Origin of the sequence: Phreatobacter sp. (assembly GCF_052440005.1) — a bacterium.
In the GTDB taxonomy this organism is placed as follows: Bacteria; Pseudomonadota; Alphaproteobacteria; order Rhizobiales; family Phreatobacteraceae; genus Phreatobacter.
In genome coordinates, this window is sequence record NZ_JBQVQL010000054.1 from 1 (window position 1) to 23,620 (window position 23,620).

The following is a 23,620-nucleotide window of genomic DNA, read 5'->3' on the forward strand; positions in this document are numbered from 1 at the left end:
GGCGGGAGCAGGCGTCATGGCGGGCGCCCGCGCGGTGGCGAAAGGCAGGCGGTCGGGATGGTTGCTGGCGACGTACCAGCCGAGAGCGCCCGCGCCGCCGAGCAGCAGCAGCACCAGAACGATGGCGATGACCCCGCCGCCCTTGCGGGCCGGCTTCTCCTCGTCCTCGCCCAGCACGGCGACCCGCGGACGGATCGGCGCCTGACCGCCGTCGTTGGCGTCGATGAACGGGCCCTGGCGGCCGACGGCGGGCTCGATGCGCTCGGGCTCGGCGGGGGCCGACGGCGCGTTCAGCTGGTCGCGCGCAGAGCGGTGCGCATGGGCGGCTGCATCCCCGAGGCTCTCGGCGTCATGGGCGGCGTCGCTGACGGTGCGGGCGCCGGCGATGGAGATCGCCTCCGGGCGCGGCGTCACCTTGCCGAGGGAGGCGAACTCGCGCTCCAGCATGGCGTCGAGGCTGTCCGCGGAATTCTCCAGCTCGACCTTGCGGATCGCGTCCTCGAGCGACATCCGCTCGCGGGTGATGTGCTCCTCGGGGAGCGGCGGGTTCATGTTGCGCAGCTGGGCCAGCAGCGCCGCGCGCGCGCGCTCGTAAACGCCACGCCGCGCTTCGCCGGTGTTCTCCGCCAGTGCCCCAACGGCGCGGGAAATAAGGGGCGTATAATCGGCCATCGAAACTCGCTTCTCGCCCCTCTACTCTTACTCGAAGGGATTGCGCACCAGAATCGTGTCGTCCCGTTCCGGGCTCGTCGATAGTAACGCGACCGGACAACCAATCAATTCCTCGATACGACGGACATACTTGATCGCCTGCGCCGGCAGTTCTCCCCAGGAGCGGGCGCCCATGGTGGTGGAGTCCCAGCCCTCGATCGTCTCGTAGACGGGGGTGGCGCGGGCCTGCGCCTCCTGGTTGGCGGGGAGGATGTCGATCCGCTTGCCGTCGAGTTCATAGGCGACGCAGACCTTGATCTCCTTGAACACGTCGAGGATGTCGAGCTTGGTCAGCGCGATGCCGTCGATACCGTTGGTCTTCACCGCCTGGCGCACGAGCACGGCGTCGAACCAGCCGCAGCGGCGCCGGCGGCCGGTGACGGTGCCGAATTCGCGGCCGCGATCGCCCATGATCTGGCCGTTCTCGTCCTCGAGCTCGGTCGGGAACGGGCCGCCGCCGACGCGCGTCGTGTAGGCCTTGGTGATGCCGAGGACGTAGTTGATGGCGCCCGGCCCCATGCCCGATCCGATGGCGGCCTGGCCGGCGACGGTGTTCGACGAGGTGACGAAGGGATAGGTGCCGTGGTCGATGTCGAGCAGCGTGCCCTGGGCGCCCTCGAAGAGGATGCGCTTGCCGGCGCGCCGGGCGTCGTCCAGCAGGTCGAAGACCGTCGTCACATAGGGCAGCACCTTCGGCGCGACCGCGGCGAGTTCGTCATACAGCGCCTGGGCCTCGATCTCCGGCAGTTGCAGGCCGCGGCGCAGCGCGTTGTGGTGGGCCAGCAACCGCTCGATCTTGGGCGTCAGCGAGCCGAGATCGGTCAGGTCGGTCATGCGGATGGCGCGGCGGCCGACCTTGTCCTCGTAGGCCGGGCCGATGCCGCGGCCGGTCGTACCGATCTTCGTCCCGGCGTTAGCGCCCTCGCGCTGCTGGTCGAGTTCGCGGTGCAGGGAGAGGATGAGGCAGGCATTCTCGGCGATGCGCAGCGTCTGCGGGCCGATGGCCACACCCTGGGCCGAGACACGCTCGATCTCCGCCACCAGCGCATGGGGATCGATCACCACGCCGTTGCCGATGACCGAGAGCTTGCCGGGACGCACGATGCCGGAGGGCAGCAGGGACAGCTTGTAGGTGACGCCGTCGATCACCAGTGTGTGGCCGGCATTGTGCCCGCCCTGGAACCTGACGACCACGTCCGCCTGGCTGGACAGCCAGTCGACGATCTTGCCCTTGCCCTCGTCGCCCCACTGCGAGCCGACGACAACCACGTTCGCCATGGTCCAAAACCCTCCACGGCAAGGCAAACCCCGGCTTCGCGTCCCTCGCGCGCCGGGGCCCTTGCACTGTGCGGATAAAGGATCGTCGCCGGGGTGGCAAGCGTCGTGCCGAAGGGTGGATCGGCGGAGGCCGCATGGCCTCGCGCCGCGGGCGAGGCCTCAGGAGCGGCCCTGGACCGGCTGAATCCGCCGCTCGGACGGCCAGCGCAAGCGCCAGCCGTGACGGATTTCGCGCGTCGCGCCGGGGGCGAGATCCACCGTCCAGGCGACGATGCCACGGCGGCCGTCCACATCGCGTGTCGTCGGCGCGGTCAGTCCGGCGAGCGATTCGACGACGATGTCCTGCACCTCCGTCACGGGCAGCCGGTCCTCGACGACGACCCGGCGCGGCGCCTGCGCGCCGTTGCGCAGGATGATGCGGAACTCCCGCTCCTCCGTCTTCGAGGTCGAGATGAGGCCTGACGAACCGTCCGTGCGGCGGACCGTCTGGTGCTCGACCCGCACGAGGTCGTCGGGCCCGAAGCCGAGCTTCACCTCGTCCTCGCGGGTGGCGGCGGCGAGCGTCGTGCGGCCGGCGAAGAGGCCGTCGCGGTAGAGCGTGACGCGCCCGGGCATGAGCGGAACGTCCTCGCCGTGGCGGAAGCGGGCCTCGATGAAGGCCGTGGTGTCGAGGCTGGGCACGACCCGTGACACGAGGTCCGGCGCGATGGTGCCGCTGCCGATGCGGATGGCGCGGGCGCCATCGCCGCTGGCGATGGTGGCCCGCCCCGGCACGGCGAAGCTCGCCTGGAAGCCGCCCATGTCGACGGTTGCCTCGCTCTCGCCGATCCGGCCCGCCAGCGGGCCGCCGCCATCGGCCTGGGCACGGCTCACGGGGGAGGCCGGCGCGGCGGCGAGGGGCGGCGGTGGCGGGCTTCCTGCGCGTTCCCGCATCGCCTCGGGTTCGAGATAGCGGACGAGAAGCGGCGGCAGGACCGGCACGGCCCCTCCCCGCGCCACCCGTGCGGTGGAGACGGTCAGGGCGACGTCGGTCCAGTCCTCGCCGGTGCGCTGGCGGATCTCGGCGCGGCGGACGAGCTCGAGGGCGGGTTTGGCGCCGATCGTCACCAGCCGCGCGTCGTAGACCGGGCTCCAGCGGGCGTCGCGGACGGCATAGGTGAGCGTGAGCTCGCCCCGGAAGGGCGCCGCGGCCTCCACCGCCACCCGCGCCTCCAGGCGCCGCGGCGGCTGGCTCTTCAGCCCGGCCTCGATCTCGGCGATCTCGCGGTCGAGCCCGCGCTGGCGCTGCTCGGCCTGGCGGATGGCACGGTCGGCGTCGCGCGTCACCTGATGGGCGGCGGCGAGCGCCTGGCTGGCGGCGGCGACGTCGAGGCCGCGGTCCCCCGCCGACAGCGTCGAGGGGGCGACGAGGGCCTCAGCCGCGCGCTTGCGCATCCGTTCGGCGGCGATGGCGTCGTCGAGGGCGAGACGCTCGTCCTTCAGGCTCTCGAGCCGTTGGACCGCCTGCGGATCGCTGCGTTCGGTCGGGCGCGCCTGGCGGGCATCGATCGAGCCGACCGCGAGCGAGCCCTCGCCGCTGCCGGTCAGGCGCAGCGATCCGGCATCGGCAGCGAGCGGCAGGTCGTCGAGGACGAGGACATGGTCGCCCGCCGGCACGTCGACGGCGAAGCGGCGGGTGACGCTGGCGCCGTCGGGGAAGACGGTGACCGCCTCGACGCGCGAGGCCGGACGGAACTCCGCCGCGGCGGCGCCGGCCGCGGGAGCGACGAGGACGAGGGTCAGGGCGGCGAGGCGCTGCGGCTTCATCGGGTGGTGCTCCGTTGTGGGGAGCGCCATGCTGGCAGCCCGAATCGGGCCGCCGCAGGGCCGAATCGCGGCGCGCGCTGTCCGGAGCCTCAGCCGAAGCGGCCGGTGATGTAGTCGCGGGTGCGGGTGTCGACCGGATTGGTGAAGATCTGGTCGGTCGCCCCCTCCTCCACCATGATGCCGAGATGGAAGAAGGCGGTGCGCTGCGAGACGCGGGCCGCCTGCTGCATCGAGTGCGTGACGATGACGATGGTGAAGTTCTGCTTCAGCTCGTCGATCAGTTCCTCGATCTTGGCGGTGGCGATGGGGTCGAGGGCCGAGCAGGGCTCGTCCATCAGGATCACTTCCGGAGACACCGCGATGGCGCGGGCGATGCAGAGGCGCTGCTGCTGGCCGCCCGACAGGCCGGTGCCGGATTCCAGCAGGCGGTCCTTCACCTCGTTCCACAGGCTCGCCTTCTTCAGCGCCGTCTCCACCACCTCGTCGAGGTCGGTCTTGCTCTTGACGAGGCCGTGGATGCGCGGGCCGTAGGCGACGTTCTCGTAGATCGACTTCGGGAAGGGGTTCGGCTTCTGGAACACCATGCCGACGCGGGCGCGCAGCTGCACGACGTCGAGGTTGCGGTCATAGATGTCCTGCTCGTCGATGCGGATGTCGCCCGTCACCCGGCAGATCGGGATGGTGTCGTTCATCCGGTTGATGCAGCGCAGGAAGGTGGACTTGCCGCAGCCCGACGGGCCGATGAAGGCCATGACCGAGCGCTCGGGAATGTCGACGTTGACGTCCTTGATGGCGTGTTTCTCGCCGTAGAAGACGTTGACGTTGCGGCCCGTGATCTTGGGGTGCACCGCCGCGGTCGGAACGGCGGTGGTGGCCGCCGTCGTCTCGAAGCTGGGAAGCGAGTTCATCGACGTCATCCTTTTGTCGTGGGCGCCCGGCCGATCACCAGCGGCGCTCGAACTTCTTGCGCAGGAACACGGCGGCCGCGTTCATGACGATGAGGAACAGCAGCAGCACCACGATGGCAGCCGCGGTCTTGTTCTGGAAGGCCTGTTCGGGGAAATCGGCCCACATGAAGATCTGCACCGGCAGCAGCGTGGCGGCGTCGGCGAAGCCGCGCGGGCTGTCGACCACGAAGGCCACCATGCCGATCATCAGCAGCGGCGCGGTCTCGCCGAGCGCGTGGGCCATGCCCAGGATGGTGCCGGTGAGGATACCGGGCATCGCCAGCGGCAGCACGTGGTGGAACACCGCCTGCTGGTGCGAGGCGCCGACCCCGAGGGCGGCCTCCTTCACCGAGGGCGGCACGGCGCGCAGCGCGGCGCGCGAGGCGATGATGATGATCGGCAGCGTCATCAGCGCCAGCACGAAGCCGCCGACCACAGGGGCCGAGCGCGGCATGCCGAACACGTTGAGGAACACCGCGAGGCCGAGGAGGCCGTAGATGATGGACGGCACCGCCGCGAGGTTGTTGATGTTGACCTCGATCATCTCGGTCCAGCGGTTCTTCGGCGCGAACTCCTCGAGGTAGATGGCCGCCGCCACGCCCACGGGGAAGGACAGGCCGAGGGTGATGAGGAGCGTCAGGAACGAGCCGACGATGGCGACCCAGACGCCGGCGAGCTCCGCCTCGCGCGACGCGCCGCCGAAGAAGAACTCGCGGGAGATGCGGCGCTCGACGAGGCCGCGCTCCTTCAGCGATTCCAGATAGGCGATCTCGCGGTCGGTGATGCGGCGGTTGGCCTCGGTCTGGACGATGCGCACGATCTCCCAGGCGCCGGCGGCGGCGAGGTTGGTCGAGGCGAGCGGGATCAGCACCTCGCCGGTGGCGCGGGCGTTCTGGATCTGCGACAGCTTGACGATGCCGCCGTTGATGCGGACCAGATAGCTCGACACCGTGTTGTCGAGGGTCTCCGACTGGTCGGCGCCGTTGATCCGCTGGGTCAGGGTCTCGATGCGCTGGCGCAGCTGGGTGATGTCGTTCTGCGTCGCGGCGAGCTGGCGGCCCTCCGTCTCGACACGGCCCTGCAGGCGCTCGCGGTCCGTGCCGGTCGCCGCCTCCGCGGCCTGGCGGAGAGAGGTGATGTCGCGCTCCTGGCCGCTGGCGACGCGCTCCTTGCCGGCGAGGTCGCGCTGGAGGTTGGCGCGCACGATGGTGAGCTGCGCCTTGATGGCGGCGAGCAGCGGCTGGAAATTGGCGACGGTCGAGGAGAGCTCGATCTGGCCCGAGGTGCCGGACACCGTCAAGTCGCCCGCGCCGCGGGTCACGACGGTCTCCGTGGTCTGGCCCTTCAGGTAGAGGTCGGCATTGTCGTCCAGCGGAAGATAAACCTCCTGCGTCGTGCCGAGCCAGGCGGGGTTGGCCATCGCCTGGCGACGCAGGATCGAGGGCGCGCCCGAGGAGACGAGGTTGCCGAGGGCGCGCCGCGCGGTGCGGTCGGTGGCGCCAGGGAAATAGGCCCGCACGGCGCCGTTCACCACCGCGTCGAAATTCGCCGCGCCGATGGCCGCCGGCAGGTCGGCGCCGCTCGCGTGGCGCGGATTGAACGTCTCCGGCTTCATCTCGACCGCGATCTTCACGTAGTTCTGGGTGAAGGCCGGGATCGCCTGGGTGATGATGGTCGACAGGAAGATGACGAGGAACCCGGCGGCCACCAGCACCGCGCCGAGGCCCAGCGACTTGAACAGGAACTCCGCCCGGTAGCGCGCCTTGAGCCGCGCCTGTGCCTGGTCGTTGGTGTGGATGTCGGTGGAAACCCGAGGCAGCGAGACGTCAGTCATACTGTTCCCGATACTTGTTGACGACGCGCAGTGCGACGAGATTGAGCGACAGGGTGATGACGAAGAGCACGAGGCCGAGGCCGAAGGCAGCGAGCGTCTTCGGGCTGTCGAATTCCTGGTCACCGGTCAGCAGCGTGCCGATCTGCACCGTGATGGTGGTGACCGCCTCCAGCGGGTTGAGCGTCAGGTTGGCGGCGAGGCCGGCCGCCATGACCACGATCATCGTCTCGCCCATGGCGCGCGAGACCGCCAGCACAAGGGCCGAGACGATGCCGGGGAGCGCGGCCGGCAGCACCACCTTGCGGATGGTCTCGGACTTCGTGGCCCCGAGGCCCGCCGAGCCGTCGCGCAGCGACTGCGGCACGGCGTTGATGACGTCGTCGGAGAGCGAGGAGACGAAGGGCACGATCATGATGCCCATGACCACGCCGGCCGCCAGCGCGCTCTCCGAGGAGACGTCGAGGCCGAGCGCATGGCCCGAGTTGCGGATGAAGGGCGCCACCGTCAGCGCGGCGAAGAAGCCGTAGACGACGGTCGGGATGCCCGCGAGGATTTCCAGTACCGGCTTGCCGACGGCGCGCACCTTCGGGGTGGCGTAGTCGGAGAGATAGACCGCGGCCATGATGCCCAGCGGCGCGGCCACCACCATGGCGATGAAGGTGATGAGCAGCGTGCCGGTCAGCAGCGGGATGAAGCCGAAGGCGGCCGTGCCGCCGACCTGATCGGCGCGGAAGGCCATCTGCTGGGGCGTCCAGGTGAGGCCGAAGAGGAAGTCGATGGGACTGACCATCGAGAAGAAGCGCATCGATTCCGCGATCAGCGACACGACGATGCCGATGGTCGTCAGGATGGCGATGGTCGCCGAGACGGCCAGCAGGACCTTCACCACCGACTCGACCCTGTGGCGGGACCGGAAGGCCGGCGCGATGGCGTTCCAGGCGTAGACGAAGCCGGCGACGCCGACGGCGGCCATGAGCACGATCATCATTGTCGTGCTGGTGGCGGCGCGGGAGGAGAGCACGGCGGCCGCGTCGCTGCGCACCGCGTCGCGGATGCCGGCCGTGCCGCCGAAGGCGATGGCCTGGATGTCGCGCCAGAAGCCGTCGAGCTGGGCGACGCTGGAGGTGGCGAGCTGGGCGGAGAACTGGGAGAGCACCATCGAGCGCAGGACGTTGGGCGCGGCGATGGACCAGACGACGAGAACGATGAGGGCGGGTCCCACCGTCATGATGGCGAGCCAGGCGCCATAATAGCCGGGCAGCGAATGGAGCGCGGCGTAGTTCGAGCCCGCGAGGGCGATCGATCGGCGCCGGCCAGCCAGATGACAGGCGATGGCGATCGCCACCAGAATGCCGAACAGGGTCAGGAACATCGCTTGCGTCCGTTCATCGCCGCCCGTACCGGAACGGCTCGCCATGCAGTGGAGAAGGGCCCGGCGGCGGCGCCGGGCCCTTTCCGTCTATCGGCCGGGTCAGAGACCGGCGAGGCCCGTGGCCGCGCGGGCGGCGCGGGAGACCTCTTCGCGGCGCGCCGTCGGCAGCGGAACGAGGCCCTTCTTCTCGAGGTAGCCGTCGTCACCCATGGCCTGCTCGGAGACGTACTCGTTGATGAACTCCTGCAGACCAGGCACCACGCCGATATGCTCCTTCTTCACGTAGAAGTAGAGCGAGCGCGACAGCGGGTACTTGCCCGACGAGATGTTCTCGACCGTGTCCTCGACGCCGTTGACGCGGGCGCCCTGGATCTTGTCGCGGTTCTCCTCGAGGAAGGAGTAGCCGAACACGCCGAAGGCGGAGGGGTTGGCGACGAGACGCTGCACGATGATGTTGTCGTTCTCGCCGGCTTCGACGAAGGCGCCGTCGGCGCGCACCTGCTGGCAGGCGCGGGCGTCGATCTGCACGTTCACGCGCTTCTGCAGGGCCTTGCAGCCCTCGAGCATGGCGAGCTCGTTGAAGGCGTCACGGGTGCCCGAGGTCGGCGGCGGGCCGAGAACCTCGATCTTGGCGTTGGGCAGGTTCGGCGCAATGTCCGACCAGTTCTTGTTCGGGTTGTCGACCAGCTGGCCCTGGGCGTTCGGCACCTTGGCGGCGAGAGCCAGGAAGATCTGCTCGAGCGTCAGCTGGATGGCCGGGCCCTGCTTGGAATTGGCGACGACGATGCCGTCGAAGCCGACGACGATCTCGATCGGCGTCACGCCGTTCTTCTTGCAGGTCTCGAACTCGGAGGCGGTGATACGACGCGAGGCATTGGCGGCGTCCGGAGTGTTGACGCCGACGCCGGCGCAGAAGAGGCGCATGCCGCCGCCCGTGCCGGTGGACTCCACGATCGGGGCCTTGCCCGACTGCTGGCCGAAGCGCTCGGCGACGGCGGTGGTGAACGGGAAGACGGTGGACGAGCCGGTCACCTGGATGCGGTCACGGGCTTCGGCCGAGGGGGCCGCCACCATGACGCCGCCGATCGCGACGACCGCGGCAGAAAGGAAGAGGGAGAGTTTCACAGGATGCTCCTGTCCTTGGAGGAACCTCGTCCAGCGCAGGTCTGCGCAGGGTCGGACAAGGGATGCAGCCTCTGGATAGGGCCGCTGCGCGATACTTCTATGACCTCTGCTTGACAGAAAGATGAAGAGAAAATCTTTTCAATTGCAGACACTTGACCGATATCGACCGAATTTGTCGCAATCACCGGATGACTCGCGGCCACCGCCCCTCCCGGGGGCATTGCTCGGCTGCGCCGGAGCCGCTGCCGCCGGTCTCCCGCGCGTCTATAGTGACGCTCCATCAGGGTTTTTCGCAAGCATGCGCCTCTATGACCGTCCCTATCTCATTCTGGCCGCCACGACCCTGATCTGGGCCGGCAACGCCATCGCGAGCCGCCTCGCCATCGGCCACGTCTCGCCGATGATGCTGACGACGCTGCGCTGGGTCGGCACCCTCTCCCTGATGATCGCCATCGCCGGCAGTGCCTTCGTCCGCGAATGGCCCCTGATCCGCGCCCACTGGAAATGGCTGGCCATCCTCGGCGTCGTCGGCTTCACCGGCTTCAACGCCATGTTCTACCTGGCCGCCCTCTACACCACGGCGGTCAACATCGGCATCATCCAGGGCTCGATCCCGGTCATGGTTCTGACCGGTGCCTATCTCGTCCATCGCACGGCCGTGACCGCGCTGCAGGCGATCGGCATCGTCGTGACCATCGCCGGCATCGCCCTCCTGGCGGCGCGGGGCGACCTCGCCGTGCTGACCGGTCTCGCCTTCAACTTCGGCGACGTGCTGATGCTGATCGCCTGCCTCGGCTATGCCGCCTATACGGTGGCCCTGCGCAACCGCCCCGCCATCTCCCCGCGCCCCTTCTTCATGGCGCTGGCGCTGGTGGCCCTGATCTCGTCGCTGCCGCTGCTCGCCGCAGAGGTCGCCCACGGAACGGCCCGCTGGCCCGACCTGAACGGCTGGCTGATTATCCTCTATGTCGCGGTGCTGCCGGGCTTCGTCGCCCAGCTCTTCTTCATGCGCGGCGTGGAACTGATCGGGCCGGGCCGGGCCGGGCTCTGGGTCAACCTCGTGCCGGTCTGGTCGGCGATCCTCGGGCCGCTGATCCTCGGCGAGGTCTTCGCCTGGTATCACGCCGTGGCGCTCATGCTCGTCCTCGGCGGCATCGCCATCGCCGAGAGCGGCAAGCGCTGATCAGCGGACTGCGTAGCGCATGTAGCCGTTGAGGATCTGGCCGATCCAGGCGAGCCCGATGCCGAAGGCGACCGCCAGCGCCGCGCCTGCGGCGATGCGCCCGGCATTGCCGCCCTCGAACAGGGCTGCGCCCTGTAGCGCCGGCCAGACCACCCACAGCACGAGGCCGGGACCGATCAGGCCGAACAGCAGGCCGAAGCCAGCGCCCTTGACGATGCCGTCACGGCCCCAGCGGTCCCAGATCAGGATGAAGAGCAGGCCCCAGAGCCCGCCGATGATCGCCGGTTGAGTGAGGCCCGGCAGGCTCGCCGGGAGCGGCGCCCGCATGGGGAAGAGCTGGATGGCGGCCATGCCGACCTGGCCCATCAGCCAGACCGCGCCCTGGAGGGCGAGGATCACGGCCAGCGCCCCCACCACGAAGCCGAAGGAGAGACGGGCGAGGACGTACATGGGGCGGGTTCCGGCGAATCGATGTGGCCGAGTGTAGCGCAGGCCGGGGCGGGCGGGGCCTGGATTGGGCCCGGGCGTTCGATCGTGGAGGAAGGCCCCACCCTTACCCTCCCCGCTGCGCGGGGAGGAAGACTTCGGCCCCTCACATCCGTCTCGCCACTTGTGCCAGACGCGGCGGGCCGGGCGCGACGCGGCAGTCCCCCTCCCCTCGCGGCAGCGAGGGGAGGGTAAGGGTGGGGCTGATGACGGCGCGATGCCGCTCAGAACGCCAGGCGGCGGGCGCGCTTCACCTGCGGAATCTCGTGGATCTGCGCGAGCAGATCGTCGGAGATGCGCTCGTCCACCGCGACGAAGCAGATGGCGTCGCCGCCGGGCTTGTCGCGGCCGAGGTTGAAGGTCGCGATGTTGACGCCGGCATCCCCCAGCAGCGAGCCGAAGCGGCCGATGAAGCCCGGCTTGTCGTCGTTGCGGACGTAGAGCATGTGCGGGGCGAATTCCGCGTCCATGGCGATGGCGCGGATCTCGACGATGCGCGGCTTGCCGTCGGCGAGAACCGTGCCGGCGGCGTGACGCGGCATGTCCTCCGCCTCCACCGTGATCATGATGCGGCTCTCGAGGTTGCCGCCGGGGGCCTCGCGCTTCACCTCGTCCACCGTGATGCCCTTGTCGTTGGCGATCGGCACGGCGTTGACCATGTTGATGTCGGAGAGGAAGGGCCGCAGCACGCCGGTCACCGCTGCGGCGGTGAGCGGGCGCACGTTGAGGTCGGCGACCTTGCCTTCGTACTCGATGCGGATGCCCTTGATCGGGGCTTCCGTGAGCTGGCCGAGGAAGGAGCCGAGCCGCTCGGCGAGCGCCACGAAGGGCCGGAGCTTCGGCGCGTCCTCTGCCGAGATCGACGGGAAGTTCACCGCATTGGTGATGGCCCCCGACAGCAGGTAGTCCGACATCTGCTCGGCCACCTGCAGGGCGACGTTCTCCTGCGCCTCGGTCGTGGCGGCGCCGAGATGCGGCGTGCAGATCACGTTCGGGTGGCCGAAGAGCGGGTTGGCAGTCGCCGGCTCCTCGGAGAAGACGTCGAAGGCCGCGCCCGCCACGTGGCCGGCATCGAGGGCGTCGCGCAGCGCCTGCTCGTCGACGAGGCCGCCGCGGGCGCAGTTGATGATGCGCACGCCCTTCTTCGTCTTCGCCAGCGCCTCGCGGGAGAGGACGTTCTTCGTCTGCGCCGTCATCGGCACGTGCAGCGTGATGAAGTCGGCGCGGCGCAGCAGCTCGTCGAGCTCGACCTTCTCGACGCCGATGGAGACGGCCCGCTCCGGCGACAGGTAGGGATCGAAGGCGATCACCTTCATCTTCAGGCCCAGTGCCCGGTCGGCGACGATGGAGCCGATATTGCCGCAGCCGATGACGCCGAGCGTCTTCGACGTCAGCTCGACGCCCATGTACTTGTTCTTCTCCCACTGTCCGGCCTGGGTGGTCCGGTCGGCGTCGGGGATCTGCCGGGCGATGGCGAACATCATCGCGATGGCGTGCTCGGCCGTGGTGATCGAATTGCCGAAGGGCGTGTTCATCACGATGATGCCCTTGGCCGTCGCGGCGGGGATGTCGACGTTGTCGACGCCGATGCCGGCGCGGCCGATCACCTTGAGGTTCTTGGCGTTGGCGAGGATCGCCGGCGTCACCTTGCTGGCCGAGCGGATGGCGAGGCCGTCATAGTCGCCGATGATGGCGGCGAGCTTGTCCTTGTCCTTGCCGAGGGCCGGCTGGAAGTCGACGTCGATGCCGCGATCCCTGAAGATCTGGACGGCGGCGGGCGAAAGGGCGTCGGAAATGAGGACGCGGGGTTTGGTCATGGGATCATGCTCCGCATGGGCCTCTCCGTCGCGGAGAGGACGCGCCGTCTGGGCGCAGAGGGAAAAGGATGGACACCGTGGAGCGGTCAAGCGCTCCGGACGTCCCCCCGGCCGAGCGATAACGAGGGGAAGGGGGTCCAGGAGTTGCAGGGCGCCGGGAGCGCCCCCTGGATCCCCTTCCCTCGCCGCTCACGCGGCTCGCCGGGGATGACGGGAGGTGGCTTGCAGCCTCAGGCCGCCTTCTTCAGCTTGGCCTTCTCGGTGGCGAAGGCATAGGCGATCCAGGGCATCAGTGCCTTGAGGTCGCGGGCCTGCACCGTCGCGCCGCACCAGATCCTGAGACCGGGAGGCGCGTCACGGTAATGGCCGAGGTCGAGGCCGGCGCCCGCCTTCTCCAGCGTCGCGACAATGCCCTTGGCGAAGGCCGCCTGGGCGTCTTCGGGAAGCGCCGTCACGGCGGGATCGGTGAACTTCAGGCAGACCGAGGTGTTGGAGCGCGTCTTCGGCTTCACGGCCAGGAAGTCGATCCAGTCGTTCTCCCTGACGAACTTGGCGATGACGCGGGTGTTGGCATCCGCGCGCTTCACCAGGCCGTCGAGGCCGCCGACCTTCTGCGCCCACTTCAGCGCGTCGATATAGTCCTCGACGCAGAGCATGGACGGCGTGTTGATGGTCTCGCCCTCGAAGATGCCCTCGATGAGCTTGCCGCCCTTGGTCATGCGGAAGATCTTCGGCAGCGGCCAGGCCGGCTTGTAGGTCTCCAGCCGCTCCACCGCGCGGGGGGAGAGGATGAGCATGCCGTGGGCCGCCTCGCCGCCGAGCACCTTCTGCCAGGAGAAGGTCACGACATCGAGCTTGTCCCAGTCGAGGCGCTGGGCGAAGGCCGCCGAGGTCGCGTCGCAGATGGTCAGGCCCTCGCGGTCGGCCGCGATCCAGTCGGCGTTCGGCACGCGCACGCCCGAGGTCGTGCCGTTCCAGGTGAAGACGACGTCGCGGGTCTTCGTGTCGATCTTTTTCAGGTTCGGCAGCTCGCCGTAGGGGGCGGTGATGGTGCGCACGTCGGCGAGCTTCAGCTGCTTCACCACGTCGGTGACCCAGCCCTCGCCGAAGCTCTCCCAGGAGACCATGTCGACGCCGCGGGCGCCGAGCATCGACCACATGGCCATCTCCACCGCGCCGGTGTCCGAGGCTGGCACGATGCCGATCCGGTAGCCGGCGGGCACCTGCAGAACCTCGCGCGTCAGGTCGATGGCGAGCTTCAGCTTCGCCTTGCCGACCTTGGCGCGGTGAGACCGCCCGAGGGGCGCATCAGCCAGAGCTTTGAGGGACCAGCCGGGGCGCTTGGCGCAGGGGCCGGACGAAAAGGTATTGGCGCGCGGAAGCGCGGTCGGGGCGGTTGTCGCCATTTGGATCTCCATCCTCACAGATGGGCGTGCCCCGTTGGGGGGGCATGTCCCGTTGACCGGGATAGGCGCAAGCGGGGACGCGGTCAAGGAAAACGGTAGCGGGGCGCGGCGGCAAACGTCAGCGGTCGGCACAGGTCGCTCCGCCCGTCGCCCCCGGCGAGGCCCAAAGACTCGACGCAAGAAGGGGAGTTCGAGGGAGATGAGAGGATTCGTCCGTCACCCCCTGGATCCCCTTCGCCTCGCTGCGCTCGGCCGGGGATGACGGGAGGAGCTTCACAACACCGGCGGCGGGACAGTCCGACTCGTCACGGTTTTTCGCCGGCCCTCACTCCCCCATCAGGGCCTCGAGCCGCTCCACCGGATGGTTCTCGCCCACCGAGAGCGCGAGGATGCGGGAGATGTGGCTGCGCGGCAGGCCGGTCTCGGCGGCGAAGGCGTTCACCTGCGCCTGCACCTTCCGGAGGTCGCCCTTGGACGTCGGGTCGGCGGCGACGTCGAGGCCGGCGTCGCGCAGCGCCGCCACCATGTCCTGCGAGGTGACGAAGCCGTCCCAGCCGATGAAGCGGAGGAAATACTGGCCGGTCTTGCCGCCGAGGCGGGCGCCGCGCTTGGCCAGCACGTCAAGGAGCCCGGCCTGGTCGTTGGCCGGCCAGCCGGCGAGGAAGGCACCGAACGAGCCGTGCTCCTTGGCGATCGCGCTCACGAAGGCGGCGTTCTCGCGCACCGACTTGATCTTCTGCGGATTCTTGACGATCCGGCCGTCGCGGGCGAGGTCGTGCCAGAACTCGTCGGGCTGGAAGGTCAGCGCCTGCGGCACGAAGCCGAGGAAGGCCTCCTCGAAGCCAGGCCATTTCTTCTCGATGACGCCCCAGACGAAGCCGGCGGAGAACACGCGCTTCGTCATCTCGGCGAGCACACGGTCGTCGCCAAGGGCGGCGAGGGCGGCACGGTCGGGCACGGCCGGCATGAGGCCCGCCAGGACCTCATCGCCGCCCTTGCGGCGCGCGGCGCGGGCGCGGATCGTCTCGAATGGTGTCATGGTCTCCCCCTGAAGGGCACCCATCCCACGCCGAAGGCCCGGGCGTGGCAAGAGCCATGGACCGAAGAGGCTTTAAGGCCCCACCGGCTCACGCCGTCCTCGTCACGCCCCCGCCGGCAGGGCGTAGGGGCTCTTGTCGCGGGCGATGAAGGACCCCGCGCCCATGGCGCCGACGACCTTGCCGTCGTCCACCACGGTCCGGCCCTTGGCGATGGTCATGACCGGCCATCCCGTGACGGCGAAGCCCTCCCACGGCGTGTAGTCCGACCCGTGGTGCAATATCTCCTGCCGGATCGTTTCCTTGCGGTTCGGGTCCCACAGGACGATGTCGGCGTCCGAACCCACCGCGATCGTGCCCTTCTGGGGATAGAGCCCGTAGAGCTTCGCGTGGTTGGTGGAGGTCAGCGCCACGAACTCGTTCATGCTGATCCGGCCCTTGGCGACGCCCTCGGACCACAGCACCGGCATGCGGGTCTCCACGCCCGGCAGGCCGTTCGGCACCCACTTGAAGGAGGTGCGCCCCTTCTCGTTCAGCTTGCCGCGCGGGCTGTCGTAGAAGAAGGGGCAATGGTCGGAGGAGAAGGTCTGGAACACGCCCTGCTTCAGGCCCTCCCAGATCGCGTTCTGGCTGTCGGTGTCGCGCGGCGGCGGCGAGCAGACGTATTTGGAGCCCGACATGTCCATGTTCAGGCCCTTCATGTCGTCCTCGGTGAGGGTGATGTATTGCGGGCAGGTCTCGGCATAGACTTTGAGGCCGCGCTGGCGGGCCCAGCGGATCTGCTCCATCGCCTCGCGGCCGGAGACGTGGACGATCATGATCGGCACGTCGAGCAACTCGGCATGGCTTATGGCGCGGTGGGTGGCCTCGCGCTCGATCACCTGCGGCCGCGACGGACCGTGATAGTAGGGCGCCGTCTTGCCGGCCGCCTCCAGCCGTTCGGTCAGGAACTTGATGTTGTCGTAGCCCTCGGCATGGACCATCACCAGCGCCTGCTCGCGGCGGGCCACCTCGAAGACCTCCAGCAGCTGGCGGTCGGAAAGGACGAGGTCGTCATAGGTCATGAAGACCTTGAACGAGGTGCAGCCGTCGGAAAAGAGCGCAGGCAGTTCCTGATTGAGCACCGTCGGCGTCGGGTCGGAGACGACGAGATGGAAGCCGTAGTCGATATAGGCCTTGCCCTCGGCTTTCTTGTGATAGTCGCTGACGCAGGCGCGCAGGCTCTCGCCCTTCACCTGCATGGCGAAGGGAATGATGGTGGTGTTGCCGCCGGCCGCCGCCGAGCGCGTGCCGCTCTCGAACCCGTCGGCCATGGTGACGTCCGGGCCAGAGGGCTGATCGAGATGGACGTGGCTGTCGATGCCGCCGGGCATGACGATGAGGCCCGAGGCGTCGATGGTGCGGGCCGCCTCGGTGATGTTCTCGGCGAGCAGGGCCACCTTGCCGTTCTTGATGCCGACGTCGCAGCGAATGGTGTCGGAAGCCGTGACCACGGTGCCGCCGCGGATGGCGAGGTCGATATCGAGCATGAGGCGGGTTCCCGGAGCGATCGTGGGCGGTGCTGGCCGCACCGCATCGTCGCACCGCATTTTCCGCCGTCCGTCAAGCCCGCGCGCTTCATGGCGGACGACGCCGTCCGTCGGGCGCAAGTCCTGCTGCAGTGCGAAGAATCGTCGCCTGCACCGGCGGAGGTTAACTCAGGGTTAACCTTTCCCCTTTATCAAGGAAATCGTTCAGTTCGCTGGACGCGAGTGGCTCCTGTCCACTCTGTTTGACGCCTCCCTGTATTCCACTTCAAGGCCGCCTCCGGGCGGCCTTTTTTTGTCCGCGCACCGGCCGTCGATGCGCGCCGCCTTGGCAGCGCCGCGATTCCGGCGTGTGATGATCGCTGATGCCGTCGCCCGTCCCGTCGCGGGACGGGCCCGATTGGCACCGGCCTTGCTGCATCGGACCCGAGAGCTGCCAGCTGCCTTCGCGTTTACCTTTCCTTAAGCAAAAGCTTTACAGGGGCGCGGAGACGGCGGCACACACGGGTCCTGAGGGAGTTGTAGCGTGATGTCGCACGAGAGCGTTTCGTCCATGGCCGAGCCCACCGTCGCCTTCGGTGCGCGGCTTGCCAGTTCCCCGGCCTTCAAGGAGCTGTTCCGGGACGGAATGGGCCTCGTGGAAGAGACGGCCGCCTATCTCGACGGCCCCGGCCGCGAGGAAAGCCGCGCTCTGGAGCGCGGACCGGCCCTCGCCTATGCCACCGAGAGCATGCGCCTCACCACCCGCCTGATGCAGCTCGCCTCCTGGCTGCTGCTGCAGCGCGCCGTCAACGAGGGCGAGCTCACCCAGGAGCAGGCGGCGCTGGAGAAGTCCAAGGTGCGGCTCTCCTCGGTCGGCGCACCGACGCCCGCCTCGATCATCGAAGAGCTTCCCGCTTCCCTCGGGGCGCTGATTGGCAAGGCCATGCGGCTGCAGGAGCGCATCGTTCACATGGACCGCGTCCTGTTCTCCCGGGAGGCCCCCGAGGCCGACCGCCAGGTCAACGCCATCTCCGGCCAGATCGACCTTCTGGCGAACGCCTTCGGCATTCGCCGCTGATCTGCGGCCCGGCACGCTGGATTTCGGCGTGCCGCCCGCCTATAAGTCGCGCCGACCTGTAGCCGGCGCTCCGCGCGGCGCGCTTTTTGACTGCGCCCCCTGACACCGGCTGACCACCGCCGAGAGGGGCATATGGCCGGGCATTCACAGTTCAAGAACATCATGCACCGCAAGGGCCGCCAGGACGCGGCCCGCTCGAAGCTGTTCGGCAAGCTGGCGCGCGAGATCACCGTGGCGGCCAAGATGGGCCAGCCCGATCCCGCCATGAACCCGCGCCTGCGCGCCGCCATCCTGGCGGCCCGCGCCGAGAACATGACCAAGGACACGATCCAGCGGGCGATCAACAAGGCCACCGCCGGCGACGGCGAGAATTACGACGAGATCCGCTACGAGGGTTACGGCCCCGGCGGCGTCGCCGTCATCGTCGAGGCGCTGACCGACAACCGCAACCGCACCGCCTCGGAAGTCCGCTCCTACTTCACCAAGTCCGGCGGCAATCTCGCCGAGACCGGCGCCGTCTCGTTCATGTTCGACCGGGTCGGCACCATCGAGTTCGCCGCCGACAAGGCCTCGGCCGACGACATGCTGGAGGCCGCCATCGAGGCGGGCGCCGAGGACGTCGTCTCCTCGGAGACCGGTCACGAGATCACCACCGCCGCCGACGCCCTCGCCGAGGTGGCGAAGGCGCTCGAGGCGAAGTTCGGCGAGCCGAACAAGACCGCGCTGACCTGGAAGCCGCAGACCGCCGTCGCCGTCGACGACGAGACCGGCGAGAAGCTGCTGCGCCTGATGGACAATCTCGACGAGAACGACGACGTGCAGAACGTCTACTCGAATTTCGAGCTGTCCGAGGCGCTCGTGGCGAAGATGGGCGGCTGAGGCCCTTCGGCCTGCCGCCAACTCCGCCCCCGGCTCAACCCCCGATACCCCGCGTAAACCCTTACACTTCGTTTCAGTTGCCGTTCATATAGGGACGGTACTATTGGACCATGCCGCGCGCCGCAGGAGTGCCTGACGGGCCGGACGGAGGGGGTTTTGCATGTTCAAGCACGTTGCATCGGCAACAGTCGCGGTCCTGTGCCTGTCGGGTGCGGCACTGGCGCAATCACCCGGCAATGCCGTGGTCTTCGCCGTCTTCGAAAACCCCGAACCGCATCATGGCTGCATCGTCAGCGAACGCGATCGGGACGGTGGCTATGACAAGCTCGTCCTGGGGCGTTGCGACAGCCCCGCGGCGCGTTTCGTCATCGACGAGCGCGCGAAGCGCATCAGGCCGGCCGGCCGGCCCAACCTGTGCATGAGCGACACGACGGGAGCGGGCGCCGCACCCTTCGAGGCCATCCTGCGCGATTGCACGCCCGACGGATTCGGCCAGTACTACACCTATAATCGTGGCCAGAACCGCATCGTGGCCCTGACCGAGGACAATCGCGAGGAGCGGAACGCCTTCTGCTTCTATGTCGGCCCCCAGCGTGGCCGGCGCACCGCGATCCTCAACGAGCCCTGCAACGCGCCCCGCCTGCGGACGGCGCAGATCGCCTTCTTCGTCGCGCCGGCCAGCGCGGTGGGAGCTGCCGGTGCGGGCGCACCCGCATCGCCTCCTGCCCAGGCCGCGCCCATGGCGTCCGACCCGCGTCCGCCGCAGGCAGGCCCGGCTGGCCAGCTGACGCGCTCGCCCTGGGGCCGGTCCGGCCCGTGGGCCATCGACGCGTCCTTTCTGCCCTCCGGCTTCAGCACCTGCCGGGCCGTCCGGCAGAGCGACAGCGGCGAGATCCGCATCGGCCTCAACGCCCAGCTCGACATGACCATGTCCACCCCCGCCGACCGCGCCACGGCACCTCCGGGCACGCGCGCCAACGTGACGCTGCGCGCCGGTCGCGACCGCGAGGTGGTGCCGGGCGCGGTCAATTCCGAGGGCCGGCTCGCCTTCACGGTCCCGCCGCCGATCGGCCGGACCATGGTCGAGACGAACCTCAGGGAGATGTTCGTGGAAGGCCCCGACGGCATGTCGGTAGTGCCAATCGCCGGGTTCCGCGCCCTCTGGGACGAGCTGAACGCCTGCGTCGGCGCCCAGGGGCGCCGCTGAGCTGGGACGCGACTAGCGCAGCAGCCTGTCGAGCAGCGGCAGGCTGGTGAGCGCCGCGGTGGCAATCACCGCGAAGGCGACGGGGCGGAACAGCCGCGGGTCCGCCCTGTCGAAGAGCAGCGAGCCGAGGCCGATGCCGACGCCGTAGGGGATGATCGTCCAGGCGGCGCCGCGGAAGACCTCGGGCGTGTAGATGCCGGCGAGCGCCAGCAGGCTCATCGACAGCACCGAAGCCGGCACGAAGAAGGCGACAGAGGAGCCGCGCACGCCGGCATTGTGGCTCGGCCCGGCCAGCCAGAACAGCGACAGCACCATGCCGCCGAGGCTGGCGAGCCCGGAGATGAGGCCCGAGGCGACACCCGTCGCGAGCGTCGCCGGCATGCCGGGGGAGCGCTCGATCCGGCCGACGGACAGGAGCAGCGTCAGCACCAGCACGATCGAGAGCGAGGTGACCCAGCGCACCGGCGTCGGGTCGATGGTGACGAGGAGCCAGACGCCGAGCGGCAGGCCCACCACGTAGCCGACGAAGAGCGGCCCGATCTCGCCCCAGCGGGCATGACGCCAGGTGGAGCGGATCATCGCCAGCTGCATGATGGCGTCGATGATCGACATGATGCCGATGGCGGCCTTGGGGCCGAGATAGGCGCCGGCGACCGGCATGAAGATCATCGCCGAGCCGAAGCCCGTATAGCCGCGCACCGTGCCGGCGAAGAAGGCGGCGACGATGACGGCGATCGGCGGCGGCGAGCCGAGGGCAGCGAGGAGGTCCAAGGGGGAGGCCTTCGAGCGTTTCCGGAGTTTTCCCGTCGCTTACGGGGATTTTTCCGGCTCTGGAACCGACGGCGACGCGGGACACGCCTGCACATGGGCTAGGCCTCGGCGACGCTGCCGCCCTTGCCGCCGTGGCCGAAGCGCTGGCGATAGTCGCGCGGGCTCAGCGCCGTGGCGCGGCTGAAGTGGTGCCGCAATGTCGCCGTGCTCCCGAAGCCCGAGAGCCTCGCCACCTCCTCGACGGGCAGCGCGGTCGTCTCCAGCAGCCGCCGGGCCTCGTCCACGCGGACGCCGGCCAGCCACTCGCCCGGCGATGTTCCCATCGCCTCCGCAAACCGGCGCAGGAAGCTGCGCTCGCTGAGGGCGGCCTTCCGCGCCATGTCCGCGATGGTCCAGCGGTGTCGCGGTTCCGCGCGCACGAGGTCGAGCAGCGGCGACAGCCGGCTTTCGCGGCGCTTGGGCACCGGCCGCTCCACGAATTGCGCCTGGCCGCCATTGCGGTGGGCCGGCATGACGAGGCGGCGGGCGACGCTGTTGGCGGCATCGGCGCCGAAATCGGCGCGCACGATGTGAAGCATGAGGTCGATCCCGGCCGCCGAGCCTGCCGACGTGAGCACGCGCCCCTCCTCGACGTAGAGCACGGACGCATCCACCGCGACCTCGGGATGCGCCCTCTCCAGCGCCTCGGCGTAACGCCAATGCGTCGCGGCCCGCCTTCCGTCGAGAAGCCCCGTCGCGGCGAGCACGAACGCGCCCGAACAGATCGAGGCGAGCCGCGCGCCCCGGGCATGGGCCGCAATCAGCGCTCCCCGCAGCCGCTCCGGAACGGGGACGCCCGCGCCCTTCCACCCGGGCATGACGATCAGGTCGGCTTCCTCGATCAGTTCCAGCCCGCCATCCACCTCGAACCGCAGGCCGCCATGGGCGCGCAGCGCTCCGGAATCGACGGCCGCCGTGGCGAAGCGATACCAGCCGGCGCCCATCTCCGGCCGGGCGAGGCCGAACACCTCTGCGGCGATGGCGTATTCGAAGGTGCAGAGCCCGTCATAGGCGATGGCGACCACCAGCGGGCCGGTCGTGGGGGCTTCCGTCCGCCCGACGGCTGGGCTCGGTGATTCTGGCGTGATCTTCAGCATGGATGGCGAACCTGCCACTCGCGGAGCTTCGGAGGAAGCGGGAAGAACGGGCATCGCCAACACAAGGAGACGCGACCATGCCCAGCGCCGTGACCCGGATCCCCGCCGCGCCCGCAGCCGAAGCCGAGGCCCATTTCGCCGCCGAGTTCACCTTCGAGACCGACTGCTGGGACGTTCACGAAGCCATGGGCCAGGGGGCCGACTTCGTGCTCCTGGACGTGCGCGGGCCCGCGCTGTTCGCGGCAGGCCATGTTCCCGGCGCCATCAACCTGCCGCATGGCAAGATCATCGCGTCGAAGATGGCGCAGTGGCCGGAAGGCACGCTGTTCGTCACCTACTGCGCCGGGCCTCACTGCAACGGGGCCGCCCGCGGCGCCCTGCGGCTCGCCCAGCTCGGCCGGCCCGTCAAGATCATGGCGGGCGGGATCACCGGCTGGCTCGACGAGGGGTTCGCGCTGGAGACGTCGGGTCCCGCCGGCCTCGCCTCGATCAGCGGTGGCTGATCGTTGCCAACGAGGCCTAGATTGCGGCGATGAATTCCACGATTCGCATCCTCGGCATCGATCCAGGCCTTCGCCGCACCGGCTGGGGCGTCATCGACGTGACCGGCAACCGCCTCGTCTTCGTCGCCTGTGGCACGGTAACTTCAGACGACAAGGCCGAGCTCGGCCCCCGCCTCGCCCAGCTCCACCGGGGGATATCCGACGTGCTCGCCGCCTGGTCGCCCGACGAGGCGGCGGTGGAGCAGACCTTCGTCAACAAGGACGCCGGCGCGACGCTGAAACTCGGACAGGCCCGAGGCATCGCGATGGTGGTGCCGGCGCTGGCGGGGATCCCCGTCGCCGAATACGAGCCCAACAAGGTCAAGAAGTCGGTCGTCGGCGCCGGTCACGCCGAGAAGAACCAGATCCACATGATGATCGGCATCCTGCTGCCGAAGGCCGACCCGAAGACGATGGATGCCGCCGACGCCCTCGCCATCGCCATCACCCACGCCCATCACCGCAGCGCCGCCGGGCGGCGCTGAGCCGCCCTCACACCGTCAGCACGATCTTGCCGACATGGGTGCTGCCCTCCATGCGGGCATGAGCCTTCGAGGCCTCCGCCAGCGGATAGGTCGAATCCATCACCACCTTCACCGTGCCGCTCTCCAGCAGCGGCCAGACCTTCGCCTTCAGCGCGTCGGCGAGCGCGGCCTTGAAGGCGATGTCGCGGATGCGCAGCGTCGAGCCGGTGAAGGTGACGCGCTTCAGCATGATCCAGCGGATGTCGGCCTTGATCTCCGAGCCGTGCAGGAAGGCGATCTGCACGATGCGCCCGTCGACGGCGACGCAGTCGAGGTTCTTCTGCACGTAGTCGCCGCCCACCATGTCGAGGATCAGGTGCGCGCCGCGCTTGCCCGTGATCTCGTTGACGGCGGCGGTGAAGTCGGTGGTGCGGTAGTTGATGGCATGGTCGGCGCCCAGGGCTTTCGCAGCCGCACACTTCTCGTCAGAGCCCGCCGTGGTGATGACGGTGGCGCCGAAGGCCTTGGCAAGCTGGATGGCGGTGACGCCGATGCCGGACGTGCCGCCGTGAATGAGGATGGTCTCGCCGGACTTCAGGCCGCCCCGGTCGAAGACGTTGGACCAGACGGTGAAGAAGGTCTCGGGGATGCCCGCCGCCTCGACCATGGAGAGGCCCGCCGGAACGGGCAGCGCATTGGTCTCGTGCACAACGGCATATTCGGCATAACCGCCACCGGCGACCAGGGCGCAGACCTTGTCGCCTGTCTTGAACCGCGTCACGCCGTCGCCGCAGGCGACGACCTCGCCGGAGAATTCGAGGCCCGGAATGTCCGAGGCACCCTTCGGCGGCGGATAGCCGCCGGAGCGCTGCAGGACGTCCGGCCGGTTGACGCCGGCCGCCGCGATCTTCACCAGCACCTCGCCCGGCCCCGGCCCGGGCACCGGCCGCGTCTGAGGCACCAGCGCCTCGGGGCCGCCGGGAACGGGGATGGCGATGGCGGTCATGGTCGGGGGCAGAGCGGTCATCGGGGC

Annotated in this window: 19 protein-coding genes and 3 pseudogenes; 6 read left to right on the forward strand and 16 right to left on the reverse strand. The window is 69.2% G+C overall.

The genetic code is table 11. The features are described 5' to 3' along the window. The 8 genes and pseudogenes from ACT6XY_RS13975 to ACT6XY_RS14010 all read right to left on the reverse strand — a co-directional run. A pseudogene (locus tag ACT6XY_RS13975) lies at positions 1-672 on the reverse strand (hypothetical protein); the annotation flags it as partial. Positions 673-699: 27 nt separating this feature from the next. Continuing rightward, the gene (locus ACT6XY_RS13980) at positions 700-1,989 is read right to left on the reverse strand and encodes an adenylosuccinate synthase (protein ID WP_444748934.1); all 1,290 of its coding nucleotides are present in this window, start codon (positions 1,987-1,989) and stop codon (positions 700-702) included. Between the two features lie 159 nt (positions 1,990-2,148). Continuing rightward, entirely contained in the window at positions 2,149-3,825 is a 1,677-nt protein-coding gene (locus ACT6XY_RS13985) for a mucoidy inhibitor MuiA family protein (protein WP_444748935.1), read from the reverse strand. A gap of 59 nt (positions 3,826-3,884) precedes the next feature. Continuing rightward, on the reverse strand, positions 3,885-4,703 hold the full coding sequence (pstB, locus tag ACT6XY_RS13990) for a phosphate ABC transporter ATP-binding protein PstB (RefSeq protein ID WP_444748936.1): 819 nt from the start codon (positions 4,701-4,703) through the stop codon (positions 3,885-3,887). Positions 4,704-4,737: 34 nt separating this feature from the next. Beyond that, positions 4,738-5,601 (reverse strand): annotated as a pseudogene (pstA, locus tag ACT6XY_RS13995) (phosphate ABC transporter permease PstA); the annotation flags it as partial. A 477-nt stretch (positions 5,602-6,078) separates the two neighbouring features. Next, positions 6,079-6,576 (reverse strand): annotated as a pseudogene (locus ACT6XY_RS14000) (DUF3333 domain-containing protein); the annotation flags it as partial. Beyond that, entirely contained in the window at positions 6,569-7,948 is a 1,380-nt protein-coding gene (pstC, locus tag ACT6XY_RS14005; protein ID WP_444748937.1) for a phosphate ABC transporter permease subunit PstC, read from the reverse strand. The pseudogene ACT6XY_RS14000 and the gene pstC, both read right to left, overlap by 8 nt. Positions 7,949-8,047: 99 nt before the next feature. Then, positions 8,048-9,073 carry a substrate-binding domain-containing protein gene (locus tag ACT6XY_RS14010; protein WP_444748938.1) on the reverse strand — a complete coding sequence of 342 codons (1,026 nt, stop codon included), beginning with the start codon at positions 9,071-9,073 and terminating at the stop codon, positions 8,048-8,050. A 298-nt stretch (positions 9,074-9,371) separates the two neighbouring features. On the opposite strand from ACT6XY_RS14010, the gene ACT6XY_RS14015 reads away from it, so the two are divergent. Continuing rightward, positions 9,372-10,256, forward strand: a complete 885-nt coding sequence (locus tag ACT6XY_RS14015) for a DMT family transporter (RefSeq protein ID WP_444748939.1) — start codon at positions 9,372-9,374, stop codon at positions 10,254-10,256. Here the strand turns inward: ACT6XY_RS14015 and ACT6XY_RS14020 are convergent, their stop codons facing one another. The 5 genes from ACT6XY_RS14020 to hydA all read right to left on the reverse strand — a co-directional run bounded on the left by ACT6XY_RS14020 (position 10,257) and on the right by hydA (position 16,531). Further along, positions 10,257-10,706 (reverse strand): hypothetical protein, encoded by a 450-nt coding sequence (locus tag ACT6XY_RS14020; RefSeq protein WP_444748940.1) that lies wholly within the window; start codon positions 10,704-10,706, stop codon positions 10,257-10,259. Positions 10,707-10,966: 260 nt separating this feature from the next. Next, positions 10,967-12,559 carry a phosphoglycerate dehydrogenase gene (gene serA, locus ACT6XY_RS14025; RefSeq protein ID WP_444748941.1) on the reverse strand — a complete coding sequence of 531 codons (1,593 nt, stop codon included), beginning with the start codon at positions 12,557-12,559 and terminating at the stop codon, positions 10,967-10,969. A gap of 230 nt (positions 12,560-12,789) precedes the next feature. Beyond that, positions 12,790-13,965 carry a phosphoserine transaminase gene (locus ACT6XY_RS14030; RefSeq protein WP_444748942.1) on the reverse strand — a complete coding sequence of 392 codons (1,176 nt, stop codon included), beginning with the start codon at positions 13,963-13,965 and terminating at the stop codon, positions 12,790-12,792. Between the two features lie 325 nt (positions 13,966-14,290). Beyond that, positions 14,291-15,004 carry a DNA-3-methyladenine glycosylase I gene (locus ACT6XY_RS14035; RefSeq protein ID WP_444748943.1) on the reverse strand — a complete coding sequence of 238 codons (714 nt, stop codon included), beginning with the start codon at positions 15,002-15,004 and terminating at the stop codon, positions 14,291-14,293. A gap of 102 nt (positions 15,005-15,106) precedes the next feature. Beyond that, entirely contained in the window at positions 15,107-16,531 is a 1,425-nt protein-coding gene (gene hydA, locus ACT6XY_RS14040; RefSeq protein WP_444748944.1) for a dihydropyrimidinase, read from the reverse strand. Positions 16,532-17,081: 550 nt separating this feature from the next. Here hydA and rcdA point away from each other — a divergent pair. The 3 genes from rcdA to ACT6XY_RS14055 all read left to right on the forward strand — a co-directional run bounded on the left by rcdA (position 17,082) and on the right by ACT6XY_RS14055 (position 19,674). Further along, on the forward strand, positions 17,082-17,588 hold the full coding sequence (gene rcdA, locus ACT6XY_RS14045) for a protease adaptor protein RcdA (protein ID WP_444748945.1): 507 nt from the start codon (positions 17,082-17,084) through the stop codon (positions 17,586-17,588). Between the two features lie 132 nt (positions 17,589-17,720). Further along, a complete protein-coding gene (locus tag ACT6XY_RS14050; protein ID WP_444748946.1) occupies positions 17,721-18,467 on the forward strand; it encodes a YebC/PmpR family DNA-binding transcriptional regulator in 747 nt (248 codons plus the stop codon). A 160-nt stretch (positions 18,468-18,627) separates the two neighbouring features. After that, positions 18,628-19,674, forward strand: coding sequence for a hypothetical protein (locus ACT6XY_RS14055; RefSeq protein WP_444748947.1), 1,047 nt, complete (start codon positions 18,628-18,630; stop codon positions 19,672-19,674). A 12-nt stretch (positions 19,675-19,686) separates the two neighbouring features. On the opposite strand, the gene ACT6XY_RS14060 is transcribed toward ACT6XY_RS14055, so the two are convergent. Both ACT6XY_RS14060 and ftrA read right to left on the reverse strand, forming a co-directional pair. Continuing rightward, positions 19,687-20,445, reverse strand: coding sequence for a sulfite exporter TauE/SafE family protein (locus ACT6XY_RS14060; RefSeq protein ID WP_444748948.1), 759 nt, complete (start codon positions 20,443-20,445; stop codon positions 19,687-19,689). Between the two features lie 98 nt (positions 20,446-20,543). After that, complete coding sequence (ftrA, locus tag ACT6XY_RS14065) at positions 20,544-21,581, reverse strand: transcriptional regulator FtrA (RefSeq protein WP_444748949.1); 1,038 nt, start codon at positions 21,579-21,581, stop codon at positions 20,544-20,546. A 77-nt stretch (positions 21,582-21,658) separates the two neighbouring features. Here ftrA and ACT6XY_RS14070 point away from each other — a divergent pair, with 77 nt between their 5' ends. Beyond that, complete coding sequence (locus tag ACT6XY_RS14070) at positions 21,659-22,084, forward strand: rhodanese-like domain-containing protein (RefSeq protein WP_444748950.1); 426 nt, start codon at positions 21,659-21,661, stop codon at positions 22,082-22,084. 29 nt (positions 22,085-22,113) lie between these two features. Then, positions 22,114-22,608, forward strand: a complete 495-nt coding sequence (ruvC, locus tag ACT6XY_RS14075; protein ID WP_444748951.1) for a crossover junction endodeoxyribonuclease RuvC — start codon at positions 22,114-22,116, stop codon at positions 22,606-22,608. A 7-nt stretch (positions 22,609-22,615) separates the two neighbouring features. Here ruvC and ACT6XY_RS14080 read toward each other — a convergent pair whose 3' ends face one another. Beyond that, positions 22,616-23,614 (reverse strand): NAD(P)H-quinone oxidoreductase, encoded by a 999-nt coding sequence (locus ACT6XY_RS14080; protein WP_444748952.1) that lies wholly within the window; start codon positions 23,612-23,614, stop codon positions 22,616-22,618. Positions 23,615-23,620: the final 6 nt, after the last annotated feature.

Bases quoted from the DNA above. Each gene is read 5' to 3' on its own strand.
- ACT6XY_RS13980 (WP_444748934.1), bottom strand. From the start codon at position 1,989: ATGGCGAACGTGGTTGTCGTCGGCTCGCAGTGGGGCGACGAGGGCAAG.
- ACT6XY_RS13985 (WP_444748935.1), bottom strand. From the start codon at position 3,825: ATGGCGCTCCCCACAACGGAGCACCACCCGATGAAGCCGCAGCGCCTC.
- pstB (WP_444748936.1), bottom strand. From the start codon at position 4,703: ATGAACTCGCTTCCCAGCTTCGAGACGACGGCGGCCACCACCGCCGTT.
- pstC (WP_444748937.1), bottom strand. From the start codon at position 7,948: ATGTTCCTGACCCTGTTCGGCATTCTGGTGGCGATCGCCATCGCCTGT.
- ACT6XY_RS14015 (WP_444748939.1), top strand. From the start codon at position 9,372: ATGCGCCTCTATGACCGTCCCTATCTCATTCTGGCCGCCACGACCCTG.
- ACT6XY_RS14020 (WP_444748940.1), bottom strand. From the start codon at position 10,706: ATGTACGTCCTCGCCCGTCTCTCCTTCGGCTTCGTGGTGGGGGCGCTG.
- serA (WP_444748941.1), bottom strand. From the start codon at position 12,559: ATGACCAAACCCCGCGTCCTCATTTCCGACGCCCTTTCGCCCGCCGCC.
- ACT6XY_RS14030 (WP_444748942.1), bottom strand. From the start codon at position 13,965: ATGGCGACAACCGCCCCGACCGCGCTTCCGCGCGCCAATACCTTTTCG.
- ACT6XY_RS14035 (WP_444748943.1), bottom strand. From the start codon at position 15,004: ATGACACCATTCGAGACGATCCGCGCCCGCGCCGCGCGCCGCAAGGGC.
- hydA (WP_444748944.1), bottom strand. From the start codon at position 16,531: ATGCTCGATATCGACCTCGCCATCCGCGGCGGCACCGTGGTCACGGCT.
- rcdA (WP_444748945.1), top strand. From the start codon at position 17,082: ATGGCCGAGCCCACCGTCGCCTTCGGTGCGCGGCTTGCCAGTTCCCCG.
- ACT6XY_RS14050 (WP_444748946.1), top strand. From the start codon at position 17,721: ATGGCCGGGCATTCACAGTTCAAGAACATCATGCACCGCAAGGGCCGC.
- ACT6XY_RS14055 (WP_444748947.1), top strand. From the start codon at position 18,628: ATGTTCAAGCACGTTGCATCGGCAACAGTCGCGGTCCTGTGCCTGTCG.
- ftrA (WP_444748949.1), bottom strand. From the start codon at position 21,581: ATGCTGAAGATCACGCCAGAATCACCGAGCCCAGCCGTCGGGCGGACG.
- ACT6XY_RS14070 (WP_444748950.1), top strand. From the start codon at position 21,659: ATGCCCAGCGCCGTGACCCGGATCCCCGCCGCGCCCGCAGCCGAAGCC.
- ruvC (WP_444748951.1), top strand. From the start codon at position 22,114: ATGAATTCCACGATTCGCATCCTCGGCATCGATCCAGGCCTTCGCCGC.
- ACT6XY_RS14080 (WP_444748952.1), bottom strand. From the start codon at position 23,614: ATGACCGCTCTGCCCCCGACCATGACCGCCATCGCCATCCCCGTTCCC.